The organism is Nocardioides sp. (assembly GCF_016462705.1).
Classification (GTDB): domain Bacteria; phylum Actinomycetota; class Actinomycetes; order Propionibacteriales; family Nocardioidaceae; genus Nocardioides.
The window spans coordinates 1-13,486 of the sequence record NZ_JAEMSS010000065.1; the positions used below are offsets into that span (position 1 = coordinate 1).

Sequence of the window (13,486 nt, forward strand, 5' to 3'; positions counted from 1 at the left end):
GCGTACGACGGGAGGGGCAGGTCGCGGTCGAGGCGGACCACCTGCACGGGCAGCGTCACGGCCGGACCCTATCCCGGTCCGGCTTCACCCCGGGTGGGAGACTCCGGCTCGTGGGGACCACTGATACCGCCTACCGCGAGCGCCTGGGCGTGCCCCTGCGCTGGTGGGTGCAGGGCACGATGCTGGTCGCCAGCCTGTGGCTCGCCTGCGTGGTCGCGGTCCCGGGTCCGGTCGCCTGGGCTGCCACCGGGATCACGATGGCGCTGCTGGCCGCGGGACTGCTCAGCTACGGGTCGCCGCGGCTGGAGGTCCATGACGCCGTCTTCCGGGCCGGCCGGGCCCAGATCGGCTCCGAGCACCTGGGCGCCGCAGAGGCGCTGGACGCCGAGCGCACGCGGCGCGTGGCCGGGCCCGAGGCCGACGCCCGCGCGTACCTGCTGCTGCGGCCCTACCTCAAGCGGGCGGTGCGGGTCGAGATCACCGACCCGGCCGACCCCGCGCCCTACTGGCTGGTCAGCTCGCGGCACCCCGAGGAGCTGGCCGGGGCGCTGACCCGGCTCACCGCGCAGCGACGCTAGCGGGCTGGGTACTGTCCGGCCATGGCATCGGACAGCTCCAAGCTCTGGACGGTCTTCTCGCTGGTGAGCGCGCTCGTGGCGGCCGCGGCCGCCCGCAAGGGGCTCAACACGTCGTGGAAGGCCGCGACGGGCAAGAACCCGCCGGAGAACCCGGCGGACCCCGACGTCGACCTGCGGGAGGCGGTCGCCTGGGCAGTCATCAGCGGCACCGCTATCGGTGTCGCCCGGATGCTCGCGCAGCGCAAGGCCGCGTCCTACTACGCCCGGTCCACCGGGCACCTGCCGCCCGGGCTCAAGAAGGGCGACACTCGCTAGACCCGCGGGACGAACCCAGCGACGTCACGCAGCGCAGTCGAAGCAGATCATCTTCTTCTGGTCGGCCAGCTGGCTGCGGTGGTGCACCAGGAAGCAGCTCATGCAGGTGAACTCGTCCTCCTGCTTGGGCTTGACCTCGACGGCCAGCTCCTCGTGCGAGAGGTCCGCGCCGGGCAGCTCGAAGGACTCCGCGGCCTCGGCCTCGTCCTCGTCGACCTTGCCGGAGTTCTTGTCGTGACGGCGTGCCTTGAGCTCTTCGATGCTCTCCTCGGACTGGTCCTCCTCGGTCTTGCGAGGTGCGTCGTAGTCGGTCGCCATGTCACTCACTCCTCTCGGCTGCTGGCAGGCGGTGGGTGAGTGCCTGCTGATCGGCCGGATGTCGTCTCGATCGGGGGGAACGCTGCCCGTGTGATTCCGGGTCGGCGCGCCAGATTGTGCACCATTGAGGGCCGATGTGACACACCGACGGTCGATGCTTCACGTGAACAGCGGGTGGCCCGGGGGTATTCCCGGTCCCCTGCGGTCGCCCAGTGTGGCTCAGGTCTCCTCGGTCGCCGGTGCCGATAGGTACCCCGCCGCGGCGACAAGCATCCGCAGCTCGGCGAATCCGTCAGCCGGCGCGCAGAGGATCAGGCGCCCACCACCGGCACCCGTCGTGACCTCGACAGTGGCCCCGGCACCCTGGGCGACCAGGGCCCCCGCGGCGTGGTCCCAGAGGTTCACACCCTCCTCCACGTAGCCGTCGAGCATGCCCTCCGCCACGTGGCACAGGTCGAGAGCGCACGAGCCGAGCCGCCGGATGTCGCGGATCCGCGGGAGCAGGTGGACCAGGGCCCGGGCCTGCAGCTCGCGCAGCCCGGCGTCGTAGCCGAACCCGGTGCTGACCAGCCGCTGGGCCAGCGGCACCGACGCCCGGACCCGGATCGGCTCCCCGTCCCGGCGGGAGCGGGTGACGCCGTCCTCGTCGACGTACGCCGTGAACTCGACGCCGGTGGCGACGTTGAGGACGACCCCCGCGACGACCTCGCCGTCGACCTCGGCCGCGATGGAGACGGCGTACTGCGGCAGGCCGTAGAGGAAGTTGACCGTGCCGTCGATGGGGTCGACGACCCAGCGGACGCCGCTGGTCCCCGCGAGGTCGTCTCCCTCCTCGCCCAGGACCGCGTCGTCGGGGCGGCTCGTTGCCAACCGGTCCCGGATGAGCCGCTCGGCCGACCGGTCCGCCTCGGTCACGACGTCGACGTCGCTGGACTTGGTCGCCGCCACCGTGACCTCGCCGAGGGACCTGGCCCGGACCAGCTCGGCGGCGGCGCGCGCGGCGTCGAGCGCGACGGCGAGCAGCCCCTGGGACCGAGGCAGGGGCGGTCGGCTCATCCGTCGGCCCCGCACAGCGCGGGACGCTCCCCCGACGCGTTGGCGCAACAGCCGACCGGGCACGCGTCCCACATCACACCGAAGGACCCGAGGGCCGGCCGGTCGACTGCCTCGCCGCGCTCGACCGCGGCCCGCTCGACGAGCAGGTCCCGGATCATCGTCACGAACCGCGCATCGCCCTGCGGGGTCGCCGACCGCACCGCCGGCAGCTGGAGCTCGCGGGCCGTCTCCAGCGCCTCGGTGTCGAGGTCGTAGATGACCTCCATGTGGTCCGACACGAAGCCGACCGGGACCAGCACCACCCCTGGCACGCCGTCGGCCGCCAGCTGGGTCAGGTGGTCGTTGACGTCGGGCTCGAGCCACGGGACCGAGGGAGGCCCGGACCGGGAGCAGTAGACGAGCGAGTGCTCCCGGGTGCGCCCGGTCTCCTCGGCCACGCGCGCCGCGACGGTCTCGACGACGTCCAGGTGCTGCTGGAGGTACGCACCGCCCTCGGGACCGCTCCGGTCGTTCATCCCGGTCGGGATCGAGTGGGTCACGAAGACCAGGTGTGCGCCCGGCCGGGCCTGGTCGGGCAGCTCCGCCAGGGCCTCGACCACCGCCTCCGCCACGGGCTCCACGAACCCGGGATGGTTGAAGTAGTGCCGGAGCTTGTCGAGCCGGGGCGCGGACCCGCCGAGCGGGAGCACCGCGTCGTAGAGGTTCTCGCGGTACTGCCGGCAGCTCGACCACGAGGAGTAGGCGCTGGTGACGAAGCACGCGGCCCGGGTGACACCGTCGGCGGCCATCTCGGCGAGCACGTCGGTCAGGTAGGGGTCCCAGTTGCGGTTGCCCCAGTAGACCGGCAGGTCGATCCCCGCCTCGGCCAGGTCGGCGCGGATGGACGCGAGCAGGTCGCGGTTGAGGTCGTTGATCGGCGACCGGCCACCGAAGAGGTAGTAGTGCTGGCCGACCTCCTCGAGCCGCTCGCGTGGGATGCCGCGGCCGCGGGTCACGTTCTCGAGGAACGGGACCACGTCCTCGGGCCGCTCCGGGCCGCCGAAGGAGACGAGCAGCAGGGCGTCGTACGGCGAGGTGTCGGGCACGTCGGCCAGCCTAGGAGCGAGGTGCGAAAGGGATTCGTCCGGTGTCGGTGCCGGGCCCTACCGTGGGCGGGCCATGGTGTCGCTGTCGTCCTACCGCTCGATCCTCGCCCGTCCCGGGAACCTCAGGTTCTCCCTGACCGGCCTCGTGGCGCGCCTGCCCATCTCCATGACCGGGCTGGGCATCGTGCTGCTGGTCCAGACCGCCACCGACTCCTACGGGGTGGCCGGGGCGGTGGCCGCGGCGTTCGCCATCGCCAACGCGGCGTTCGCCATCGTCATGGGGCGCTTCGTCGACCGGCTCGGCCAGGGTGTGGTGCTCGCTTCCGCCAGCGTCGTCTATGGCGTCTCCATGGTCGCGCTCGTCGCCGGCGTCGAGGCCGACTGGCCGATCGGGCTCACGTACGTCGCCGCCGCGTGCGCCGGTGCCGCCCTGCCGCCGATCGGCTCCTGCGTGCGGGCGAGGTGGTCCTACGTGCTCCGGCAGCCCGCCGAGGTCCAGACCGCGTTCGCGCTGGAGGCCGTGCTCGACGAGGTCGTCTTCATCATCGGCCCGATCCTGGTCGCGGTGCTGGCCACCAACATCAGCCCGGTCCTCGGGCTGGGCGTCGCCATCGTCGCGGGCGTCGGTGGCAGCCTGGGCTTCGCCGCCCAGCGGAGCACCGAACCGCCCCCACACCCCCATGACCGGTCCACCGGCGTCCGGGAGCCGATGCCCTGGCGCACGGTCGTCCCGCTGGCGGTCGTCTGCCTGGCGCTCGGCATCCTCTTCGGCGCCGCCGAGGTGACCACCGTCGCCTTCGCCGACGAGCAGGGGCACAAGGGCTGGGCCGGTGGCCTCCTCGCCATCTGGGCGCTGGGCAGCCTGGTGGCCGGCGTGGTGTCCGGCGCCGTGGCGTCGCGGTCCGGACCCGCCGCCCGGGTGCGCTGGGGTGCGTTCGGCATGGCGTGTGCGATGTCGCCCCTCTACTTCGTCGACTCCATCCCGGTCATGGCCGCACTGCTGCTGGTCGGGGGTGTGGCGATCGCACCGACCATGATCGCCACGCTGTCCCTGACCGAGCGGACCGTACCGGTCTCCCGGCTGACCGAGGGCATGGCGATCATGCACACCGGGATCGTGGCGGGGGTGGCGCCGGGCGCCACCATCAGCGGCTTCGTCGTCGACCACTCGGGGGCCTCCGCCGCCTACCTGGTGAGCCTGTCCGCCGGGATCGTCGCGGCACTGGCCGCCCAGGCTGTCCCCCGCGCCGACGTCCCGGACCGGGACCAGGTCGACCCGCCGGTCGCGGTTCAATGACGGCCATGACGTGGCGCAACTGGTCGGGACTGGTCAGCACCGAGCCCACCGACGTGGTCGGACCTCGCGACGTGGAGGAGGTGGCCGCCGCCATCGCGACCGCCCGGGCCGGCGGGTCGACGGTCAAGATGGTCGGCTCCGGTCACAGCTTCACCGCGATCGGCGCGCCGACCGGGACCATGCTGACCCCCGGCGGTCTCGCCGGCATCCGGTCCGTCGACCGGGACGCGATGACGGTCACCGCGGGCAGCGGGACGCTCCTCAAGGACCTCAACCTCGCCCTGGAGCGCCTCGGCCTGAGCCTGCACAACATGGGCGACATCGCCGAGCAGACCCTCGCGGGCGCGATCTCCACCGGCACCCACGGCACCGGCGGCCAGGCCGCCTCCCTCGCCGCCCAGCTGGTCGGCCTCGAGCTGGTCACGGGCACCGGTGAGGTGCTTCACGCCAGCGCGGACGACAACCCCGACGTCTTCGAGATGGCCCGGGTGGGGCTCGGCGCCCTGGGCGTGCTCACGGCCCTGACGTTCCGGGTGGAGCCCGTGTTCGTCCTCGAGGCCCAGGAGCAGCCGATGTCCTGGGACCAGGCGCTCGCGACGTTCGACGAGATGACCGCGACGTCCGACCACGTCGACATGTACTGGTTCCCGCACACCGACCGCATGCTCACCAAGCGCAACCACCGGCGCGGGACCGACCTGTCCCGGTCCCGGCCGCTGAACCGGGTGAAGGCGTGGGTCGACGACGACCTGCTGCAGAACACCGTGTTCGGGCTGCTCACCGCCGGGGCCAACCGGGTGCCGCGGGTCATCCCGCGGATGAACCGCTTCGCGGCCGGCATGCTCAGCGAGCGCACCTACAGCGACGTCCCCCACCGGGTGTTCACCGCCAAGCGGGCCGTGGTCTTCCGGGAGATGGAGTACGCCGTACCCCGCGAGGCGGGGCTGGCGGTCCTCGCCGAGGCCCGCGCGGCGATCGACGCCTCCGACCTGCGGATCAGCTTCCCCGTGGAGATCCGGACCGCCCCGGCCGACGACATCCCGCTGTCCACGGCCTACCGGCGCGACAGCCTCTACCTCGCCTTCCACACCCACCGCGACGCCGACCACCTCGACTACTTCGCGCTGCTCGAGCCGATCATGCGCGCCCACGACGGGCGCCCCCACTGGGGCAAGGTGCACACCCGCACCGCCGCCGACCTGCGGCCGGCCTACCCGCGCTTCGACGACTTCCTGGCGATGCGGGACCGGCTCGACCCGGACCGGGTGTTCACCAACCCGCACCTGCAGCGGATCCTCGGAGACTGACGCGTCTCGAAATCCGGCGTGGCGCGCCGTGGCGTTGCCGCTGCCGCAGGCGTGCGCCGTCGTAAGGTCGGCAACACCGCTACGCAAGGAAACCCAGAGAGATGTCGGCCCAGGAACTGCCCGCGACCGTCGCCCCGGGGATGACCCCCGAGTCGACGCCACGCCCGGCGCCGTCCGACGCTCGACCGCAGCGGCCCGCAGACACCCACCTCAAGCTCCGGGGCCTGACTGATGACAGCACCCGGCTGCTTCTCGTGGACGGCGCGGGCCTGGAGTTCACCGTCGACGTCGACGCCCGGCTCCGCGCCGCACTGCACGGCGACCCGTCCCGCACCGACCCCAGCAGCCAGAGCACACCCACCGGACCCGGCCGAAACTCAACGATTAGGGAGAAGACGATGGCGAGCAGCCTTCTTCGACCCCGCGACATCCAGGCCCGGATCCGTGCCGGTGAGACCCCAGAAGCGGTCGCCGAGGCAGCGCAGACCACCCTCGAGAAGGTAATGCCGTACGCCGCTCCCGTCCTCGCCGAGCGCGAGCACGTCGCCCAGCGCGCGCTCCGCGCCTCCATCCGACGCCCGGCCTCCCCCCAGCCGCCCAGCCAGCTCCAGAGCCCGTCTGGTCACAGCCGCACGCTCGGAGAGTCGGTCAGCAGCAGGCTGCGCGGGATGAACGTCGACCCGGACTCGGTGCTCTGGGACGCGTGGCGCCGCGAGGACGGCCGGTGGACGCTGACCGCGAGCTTCAGCGCCGGGGGGCAGGAGGGTCTGGCCCAGCTGACCTACGACCAGCCGGGCAACTTCGTGCTGCTCGACAACGACGAGGCGCGCTGGCTGGTCGGCGACCAGATCGAGGCCACGGCGTCCCTTGCGGCACCCGCCGAGCCCGAGCCGTCGGGGCGGCTGCTGTCCGCCGTCCCCAGCGAGCAGCTAGCCCTGACTCCCGACGAGCTGGGTGCCGACGCCCTGGACCTGGTCCGCGAGCAGACTCCCGACCCGACTCCCGCACCCGCGCACGAGCCGGCCCCCGACTTCGCGGTCGAGCAGCCGATCGAGGCCTACCTCGATGTCCAGGCCCCGGCCGACGAGCAGACCACCGAGGAGATCGAGGCGGTGACCGCCGAGCCGCCCGCCGATCAGTCCTCGGACCCGGCCGCGGACGAGCCGCCCGCTCGTCCCCCCGCCAAGAAGAAGCGGGCGTCGGTCCCCAGCTGGGACGAGATCATGTTCGGCGGGCCCGGCAAGGAGTGACCCAGGGGTAGCCTCCCGCCCATGTCCTACTTCGTGACCGGGGCCACCGGCTTCATCGGGCGTCACCTGGTCGACGAGCTCGTCGACCACCGCGAGGGCACGGTCTACGTGCTGTGCCGCGCGGGCTCGCTGGGCAGGATGGAGAGCCTCGTCCAGGGGTGGGGCGCCGACCGGGTGGTGCCGGTCGTGGGCGACCTCGGTGTCGACGGGCTCGGGGTGGACGAGGCCTGGGTGGCCGAGCACGCCGGGGAGATCGAGCACTTCTTCCACCTGGCCGCGATCTACGACATGACCGCCGACGACGAGACCAACGACGTCATGAACGTGGGGGGCACCCGGCACGCCCTCGCTCTCGCCCACGACCTGCGGGTCGGCTGCTTCCACCAGGTCTCCTCGGTGGCGGCGGCCGGTGATTACCAGGGTCGGTTCGACGAGACGATGTTCGCCGAGGGGCAGCACCTCCCGTCGGCGTACCACCGCACCAAGTTCGAGTCCGAGCGCATCGTCCGCACCGAGGCCGAGGTGCCGTGGCGGGTCTACCGTCCGGCGATCGTGGTCGGCCACTCCGAGACGGGGGCGATGGACAAGGTCGACGGGCCCTACTACTTCTTCCCGGTCCTGAAGGCCCTGCGGGACAACCTGCCCGCATGGCTGCCGCTGGTGGGCGTCGACCTCGGCGACACCAACGTCGTGCCGGTGGACTACGTCGCCAAGGCCATGGACCACCTGGCGCACCTGCCCGGCCACGACGGCGAGGCGTTCCACCTGGTCAACCCGGACCCGCAGCCGACCGTGGACCTGGTGAACACGTTCTGCCGGGCCGCGGGCGCCCCGTCGTTCGCGACGCCCGTGGACCGGCGGCTGACCGCCGCGGGCCCGCTGTCGCTGGTGCCGCGCCGGTTCCGGCCGCTGGCCCTGGCGACGACCCTGGTCGGACTCGGGCCGGTGCAGGCTGCGCTCGACCTGGTGCTGAGCCGCACCGGGATCCCGGCCGAGGTCCTCGCCCACTCGTCGTTCACCTCGGTGTTCGACTCGCGTCGCACCGAGAAGGCACTGGCCGGGTCGGGCATCGCCGTGCCCGACGTCGACGGCTACGCCCGGACCCTGTGGACCTACTGGGAGGAGCACCTCGACGAGTCGACGGGCCGAGACCCGAAGGTCCGGGACGCGCTCAAGGGCAAGCACGTCGTCATCACCGGGGCCTCCAGCGGGATCGGCCAGGTCACCGCGCTCAAGGTCGCGCAGGCCGGCGGCATCCCGGTGCTCGTCGCCCGCGGCAAGGACAAGCTCGAGGAGACCCGCGCCACCATCGAGCGCCGCGGCGGGTCGGCGTACGTCTACCCCTGCGACCTCTCCGACCTCGAGGCGATCGACCGGCTCTGCGAGCAGGTCACGGCCGACCTGCCGTCGGTGGACTTCGTGGTCAACAACGCCGGCCGCTCGATCCGCCGGTCGCTGCGCCTGTCCCACGACCGTTTCCACGACTTCGAGCGCACCATGCAGCTCAACTACTTCGGCGCCGTCCGGCTCGTGATGGGGCTCATCCCGGCGATGAAGAAGGCCAGGCGCGGCCACGTCGTCAACGTCTCGTCGATCGGCGTGCAGACCAACCCGCCGCGCTTCTCGGCGTACGTCGCCTCGAAGGCCGCGCTGGACTCCTGGAGCAACGTGGTCGCCTCCGAGCTGGTCGGCGACGGCATCACGTTCACCGGCATCCACATGCCCCTGGTGCGGACGCCGATGATCGCCCCGACCAAGATCTACGACAAGTTCCCCACGATCTCACCCGCGCAGGCGGCCGACCTGGTCATCCAGGCGATGGTCGAGCGCCCCCACGAGATCAACACCCTGCTCGGCAACGTCGGCGCGGTCGCCCACACCCTGGCACCCAAGGCCACGTTCCGGCTGCTCAACATGGCCTACCACGTCTTCCCGGACTCCGCGGCGGCCAAGGGCGAGGCCCCCACCGGCGGCACCCGCGAGTCCGAGCAGCTGCTGCTGGCCCGGGCGTTCAAGGGGATCCACTGGTAGTGGGTCTCGCAGGATCCGCGATCCACTCGCTCCAGCTGCCGGGGTAGAGCGTGGCGGTGACGCCGATGCTGTCGAGCGCCAGGATGTCGTGCACGGCAGTGACCCCGGAGCCGCAGTAGACGGCGACCTCGGCGGAGCCGTCGGTCGGGACGCCGGCGGCCTCGTAGAGGGCCCTGAGCTGCTCCGGCGAGCGGAACCGGCCGGCCGAGTCCAGGTTCGTGCCGGTCGGGACGTTGACCGCGCCGGGGATGCGCCCGGCCACCGGGTCGATCGGCTCGTTCTCGCCGCGGTAGCGCTCGGGCGCGCGTGCGTCGACCAGCACCGGGACGTCGAGCACCCGGTCGGCCTCGACCATCGGCAGCTGCCCGGGGCGCGCGGTGAAGTCCCCGGGAGTGCTGGTGAGGTTCACGCCCCGCTCCACCGCGCCGCCGTCCTCGACCCAGGCCGACCAGCCGCCGTCGAGCACCCGCACGTCGTGGAGCCCGTGGAAGCGCAGCAACCACCACGCCCGGCCGGCGGCGAGGCCGGTCCAGTCGTCGTAGACCACGACCGGCCGGCCGTGGCTCACCCCTGCGCGGCGCATCGCCGCCTCGAAGACCTCGGTCGCGGGGAGCGGATGCCGACCGCCGGTGCCGGGCGGTGCCGCGAGCTCGGTGTCCAGGTCGACGTACACCGCGCCCGGCACGTGGCCGAGCGAGTACTCCCCCGGCCCGCTCGGACCGCCACCCGTCCGGTAGCGGACGTCGAGCACGGTGACCGACGTCTGCCCGGCGAGCAGGTCGCGGAGTGCGGCGGTGGAGATGAGCGGGGACGTCACGCCCCCATTCTCACCGATGAGTCCGGCCGGGTGAGAGGGTCGGCACGCCCATGAGCACCCACGGACTCGTCGTCGCCCTGCCCACCGAGGACCGCGTCGCCGCGCACGCGTTCGCCCGGGCACTGGGACTCGACACCCCCGGCGAGCTCGCCGACGACGGCGTCCCCGAGCCCCTGCGCGTGGTCGTCAACGAGCGCGCCAGCGTCATGTACGTCCCCACCGGGGGGTTCGGCTGGGTCACCGCGGGTCGCGACGTCGCCCGGCGCGGGACCGCCGAGTGCCTGCTCTCCCTCGCGGTGTCGAGTCCCGCCGAGGTCGACGACCTGGTGGCTCGTGCCGCGGCCGCGGGGGGCGCGGAGGTGACGGCACCGCAGCAGCAGCCGTGGGGCTACACCGGCACCTTCTCCGACCCGGACGGCCACCTGTGGGAGGTCGTCGCTGACCCGGGCGTCATCCCCGTCTGAACGCGCCGGGCGTCGTGCCGAGCAGTGCCCGGAAGTGCCGGGTGAGGTGCGACTGGTCGTGGAAGCCGGTCCGCACCGCCACCTCCGCGATCGGCAACCCGTCGAGCAGCAGCCGGCGGGCCCGGTCGAGCCGCCGGCCGACGACGTAGCGGTGCGGCGGCAGGCCGTACTCCCGGCTGAACGCCCGCACCAGGTGGGACGGGTGGGTGCCGAGGTCCCGGGCCAGGTCGGCGAGCGGCGGCGGGGCGTCGGTGTCGAGCCGGTCCCGGACCCGCCGCGCCAGGCCGGCGTCGGCGCGGCCCCGCGGGGCCGCGCTCCGGTCGAGGTGGGCGGTGATCCGCTCGGCGACCAGGGCCAGCCGGGACTCGGCCTCCAGCGCGTCGTCACCCGGTGCCGTGAGGGTGGCGTGCAGTGCTGAGACCGCCCTGGTCAACGCAGCGTCCGCCAGGGACGGCGCCCGAACCGCGGCGCCCGTGAGCCGGGCAGGAAGCCAGCGCTCGTCGACGTACAGCACCCGCTTGTCGAACCCGCCCGGGCTGGCCGAGCGCCCGTCGTGGCTGACGTGCGGCGGCAGCACGGTCACCCGGCCGGCCACCGCCTGCCTCCGCGACCGCTCGAGCGTGTAGTCGACGCCGCCCTGGTCGACCAGCAGGATCGTCCACTGGTCGTGGACGTGCGCCGGGTAGCTGTGCTCGGTGAAGTGGGCGTGCAGGACCTCCGACACACCGGCGAGGGCCGGCCGCCACGCTCGCACCCGCTCCACGTCAGGAACGTACAAGACCCGGCACCGCCGGCCGGGTGACGGTGGACCCGTGGACGACGCCGTGGACGCACCGATCCGTTTCGAGACCAAGGTCGCCGTCGTCGTGCGCGACGACCTCGAGACCTGGCAACGGCTCAACGTGACCGCCTTCCTGGTCAGCGGGGTGACCGCGGCGTTCCCGGAGCTGGTCGGTGAGCCCTACGAGGACGCCGACGGCACGGCGTACCTCGCCCTCCTCGGCCAGCCGGTCGTGGTCCTCGAGGCGGACGCCGCCACGCTGCGCACCGCCCACCAGCGCGCGCTGGGCCGGCAGCTGCCGATGTCGGTCTACACCGCGGACATGTTCCGGACCGGCAACGACCGGGACAACCGGGCGGCGGTGCGCGCGGTCGGTCGCGACGACCTCGACCTGGTCGGGCTCGCCCTGCACGGCCCCCGGAACGCCGTCGACAAGACGGTCAAGGGGGCGCGCCTGCATCCGTGACGTCCCGGTCTCCCGAGGACGTGGCGCCCTAGGATTGCGTGGTGGCCGAGCTCCAGTTCTTCACCGGGACGATGGACTCCGGCAAGAGCACGTTGGCCCTGCAGACCAACCACAACCGGGCGGCACGCGGGCTGGTCGGCAGGATCTTCACCACCCGGGACCGGGCCGGCACGTCGACCCTGTCCAGCCGGCTGGGCCTGGCGCACGAGGCCGTCGAGGTCGACCCCGACTTCCACTTCTGGCGCTACGTCGTCGACGCGCTGACCGCGGGCGCCCGGATCGACTACCTGATCTGCGACGAGGCCCAGTTCTACAGCCGCGACCAGATCGACCAGCTCGCCAAGGTCGTCGACGAGCTCCAGATCGACGTGTTCACCTTCGGGATCCTCACCGACTTCCGCAGCGAGCTGTTCCCGGGCAGCGCCCGCCTCGTCGAGCTCGCCGACCGGATGCACGTCCTCCAGGTCGAGGCGCTCTGCTGGTGCGGCAAGCGGGCCACCCACAACGCCCGGACCGAGAACGGCGAGATGGTCGTCGAGGGCGAGGTCATCGTGGTCGGCGATGTCGACGACCTGGCCCCCGACCCGACCGAGGCGCCGGTCGACGACGCCCACGTCGCCTACGAGGTCCTGTGCCGCCAGCACCACCGGCGCCGGATGACCGCGGCCCGCGCCAAGGCCGTCTCGCTGGGCGCCGAGCCGCTGCCGTTCGGCTAGCGACGGGTGCCTCAGCAGACCAGGATCGGGATGACCATCTCGTCCGGGGTCAGCGAGCCGTGCAGGCCGACCAGCGTCATCTCGTAGGGGAAGTCCGTGCTGGAGAAGACCGAGTGGTCGTCGCGCATGGCGACCACGACGTCGCCGAGGCGCGGGTAGACCGTCGGGATGACGTGGCCGAACCAGCCCCGCTCGATCGCGGCGTCCCTGGTCAGCACGTCCGCGGTCGCGCCGAAGAACTGGGTCCAGGCCGCGTGGACGTCGTCGACGGCACCGCCGCGGCAGTAGAGGTGCCGGAACCGGGCCTCCCCGCCGAAGAGGAACAGCCCCTCGCGGAGCTCCGGGTGCTGGTCGACGTCGACACGGTGCTCGGGCGGCGAGTCGACCATGCCGTGGTCGGCCACGACGACGAGCCGGGTCGCGGCGGGCAGGGCGTTGCGCAGCTGCTCCACCTCGGCGTCGATCATGGTCAGCTGCTGGAGCCAGTGGGGTGAGGCGACGCCGTACTTGTGGCCGGTCCAGTCGAGGTCGCTCTCGTAGAGATAGGTGAACGACGGGGTGACGGCCGCCGCCGCGACCGCGGCCGCGATCCGCTCCCCCACCCGGTCGGCACCGACGTAGTCGCCGCCCCGCGACGACGCCACGGTCAGCCCGCTCCCCTGGAACTCGCGCTTGTTGACGATCGTCACCGCGACCCCTGCGTCCTGCAGGCGCGCGAACGCCGTGGGGTGCGGCTGCCACTCGAGCGGGTCGACGTCCTTGTCCCACATCAGCGAGACGAGCAGCCGCTCCGTGCCGGGGATCCGGCTGGTGAAGCCGACCAGGCCGTGTGTCCCCGGCGTGAGGCCGGTGCCGAGCGAGGTGAGGCTGGTCGCGGTCGTCGACGGGACGCCGGCGGTGCCGGTCTCGTTGTCGTCCAGCAGGGCGGCGAGGAACGGCGCGGCCTCGCGGTGGCGGTCGACCAGCCGGGCGCCCAGGCCGTCGACCAGCAGGACGACGTACGAC

General features: G+C 72.8%; 15 protein-coding genes. 9 read left to right on the forward strand and 6 right to left on the reverse strand.

All coding sequences use genetic code 11. From position 1 onward, the window contains the following. Both JHD21_RS10180 and JHD21_RS10185 read left to right on the forward strand, forming a co-directional pair. A partial coding sequence (locus JHD21_RS10180; RefSeq protein ID WP_292674309.1) for a DUF3093 domain-containing protein occupies positions 1–578 on the forward strand: 578 nt, incomplete at its 5' end. 21 nt (positions 579–599) lie between these two features. Beyond that, positions 600–893 (forward strand): DUF4235 domain-containing protein, encoded by a 294-nt coding sequence (locus JHD21_RS10185; protein ID WP_292674311.1) that lies wholly within the window; start codon positions 600–602, stop codon positions 891–893. A gap of 24 nt (positions 894–917) precedes the next feature. Here the strand turns inward: JHD21_RS10185 and JHD21_RS10190 are convergent, their stop codons facing one another. The 3 genes from JHD21_RS10190 to JHD21_RS10200 all read right to left on the reverse strand — a co-directional run bounded on the left by JHD21_RS10190 (position 918) and on the right by JHD21_RS10200 (position 3,352). Then, positions 918–1,211 carry a DUF4193 domain-containing protein gene (locus JHD21_RS10190; RefSeq protein WP_292674314.1) on the reverse strand — a complete coding sequence of 98 codons (294 nt, stop codon included), beginning with the start codon at positions 1,209–1,211 and terminating at the stop codon, positions 918–920. Positions 1,212–1,430: 219 nt separating this feature from the next. Next, positions 1,431–2,267 carry an inositol monophosphatase family protein gene (locus JHD21_RS10195; RefSeq protein WP_292674317.1) on the reverse strand — a complete coding sequence of 279 codons (837 nt, stop codon included), beginning with the start codon at positions 2,265–2,267 and terminating at the stop codon, positions 1,431–1,433. Then, on the reverse strand, positions 2,264–3,352 hold the full coding sequence (locus JHD21_RS10200; protein WP_292674320.1) for a ferrochelatase: 1,089 nt from the start codon (positions 3,350–3,352) through the stop codon (positions 2,264–2,266). Before JHD21_RS10200 ends, JHD21_RS10195 begins: the two co-directional genes overlap by 4 nt. Before the next feature lie 73 nt (positions 3,353–3,425). Between JHD21_RS10200 and JHD21_RS10205 the strand changes: the two genes are divergently transcribed. From JHD21_RS10205 to JHD21_RS10220, 4 genes are all read left to right on the forward strand, one after another. Beyond that, on the forward strand, positions 3,426–4,649 hold the full coding sequence (locus JHD21_RS10205; RefSeq protein ID WP_292674323.1) for an MFS transporter: 1,224 nt from the start codon (positions 3,426–3,428) through the stop codon (positions 4,647–4,649). Positions 4,650–4,654: 5 nt separating this feature from the next. Next, complete coding sequence (locus JHD21_RS10210; protein ID WP_292674326.1) at positions 4,655–5,956, forward strand: D-arabinono-1,4-lactone oxidase; 1,302 nt, start codon at positions 4,655–4,657, stop codon at positions 5,954–5,956. 101 nt (positions 5,957–6,057) lie between these two features. Next, positions 6,058–7,206: a septation protein SepH gene (gene sepH, locus JHD21_RS10215; protein WP_292674329.1), complete on the forward strand. Its 1,149-nt coding sequence runs from the start codon at positions 6,058–6,060 to the stop codon at positions 7,204–7,206. 21 nt (positions 7,207–7,227) lie between these two features. After that, positions 7,228–9,237: an SDR family oxidoreductase gene (locus JHD21_RS10220; RefSeq protein WP_292674333.1), complete on the forward strand. Its 2,010-nt coding sequence runs from the start codon at positions 7,228–7,230 to the stop codon at positions 9,235–9,237. Here JHD21_RS10220 and JHD21_RS10225 read toward each other — a convergent pair. After that, the gene (locus tag JHD21_RS10225) at positions 9,218–10,054 is read right to left on the reverse strand and encodes a sulfurtransferase (protein ID WP_292674336.1); all 837 of its coding nucleotides are present in this window, start codon (positions 10,052–10,054) and stop codon (positions 9,218–9,220) included. The genes JHD21_RS10220 and JHD21_RS10225 overlap by 20 nt on opposite strands. 50 nt (positions 10,055–10,104) lie before the next feature. Between JHD21_RS10225 and JHD21_RS10230 the strand changes: the two genes are divergently transcribed. Continuing rightward, positions 10,105–10,518 carry a VOC family protein gene (locus JHD21_RS10230; RefSeq protein WP_292674339.1) on the forward strand — a complete coding sequence of 138 codons (414 nt, stop codon included), beginning with the start codon at positions 10,105–10,107 and terminating at the stop codon, positions 10,516–10,518. Here JHD21_RS10230 and JHD21_RS10235 read toward each other — a convergent pair. Then, positions 10,505–11,281: an AraC family transcriptional regulator gene (locus tag JHD21_RS10235; protein ID WP_292674341.1), complete on the reverse strand. Its 777-nt coding sequence runs from the start codon at positions 11,279–11,281 to the stop codon at positions 10,505–10,507. The two genes, JHD21_RS10230 and JHD21_RS10235, sit on opposite strands and share 14 nt — an antisense overlap. A 49-nt stretch (positions 11,282–11,330) precedes the next feature. Here JHD21_RS10235 and JHD21_RS10240 point away from each other — a divergent pair, with 49 nt between their 5' ends. Both JHD21_RS10240 and JHD21_RS10245 read left to right on the forward strand, forming a co-directional pair. Then, complete coding sequence (locus JHD21_RS10240; RefSeq protein WP_292674344.1) at positions 11,331–11,765, forward strand: DUF2000 domain-containing protein; 435 nt, start codon at positions 11,331–11,333, stop codon at positions 11,763–11,765. Between the two features lie 41 nt (positions 11,766–11,806). Further along, a complete protein-coding gene (locus JHD21_RS10245) occupies positions 11,807–12,481 on the forward strand; it encodes a thymidine kinase (protein ID WP_292674347.1) in 675 nt (224 codons plus the stop codon). Positions 12,482–12,492: 11 nt separating this feature from the next. Here JHD21_RS10245 and JHD21_RS10250 read toward each other — a convergent pair. Next, on the reverse strand, positions 12,493–13,486 hold a 994-nt coding region (locus tag JHD21_RS10250; RefSeq protein ID WP_292674349.1), incomplete at its 5' end, for a nucleotide pyrophosphatase/phosphodiesterase family protein.

Excerpts from the sequence above, each read along its gene's own strand:
- sepH (WP_292674329.1), top strand. The coding sequence starts at position 6,058 with ATGTCGGCCCAGGAACTGCCCGCGACCGTCGCCCCGGGGATGACCCCC.
- JHD21_RS10205 (WP_292674323.1), top strand. The coding sequence starts at position 3,426 with ATGGTGTCGCTGTCGTCCTACCGCTCGATCCTCGCCCGTCCCGGGAAC.
- JHD21_RS10185 (WP_292674311.1), top strand. The coding sequence starts at position 600 with ATGGCATCGGACAGCTCCAAGCTCTGGACGGTCTTCTCGCTGGTGAGC.
- JHD21_RS10195 (WP_292674317.1), bottom strand. The coding sequence starts at position 2,267 with ATGAGCCGACCGCCCCTGCCTCGGTCCCAGGGGCTGCTCGCCGTCGCG.
- JHD21_RS10220 (WP_292674333.1), top strand. The coding sequence starts at position 7,228 with ATGTCCTACTTCGTGACCGGGGCCACCGGCTTCATCGGGCGTCACCTG.
- JHD21_RS10230 (WP_292674339.1), top strand. The coding sequence starts at position 10,105 with ATGAGCACCCACGGACTCGTCGTCGCCCTGCCCACCGAGGACCGCGTC.
- JHD21_RS10210 (WP_292674326.1), top strand. The coding sequence starts at position 4,655 with ATGACGTGGCGCAACTGGTCGGGACTGGTCAGCACCGAGCCCACCGAC.
- JHD21_RS10190 (WP_292674314.1), bottom strand. The coding sequence starts at position 1,211 with ATGGCGACCGACTACGACGCACCTCGCAAGACCGAGGAGGACCAGTCC.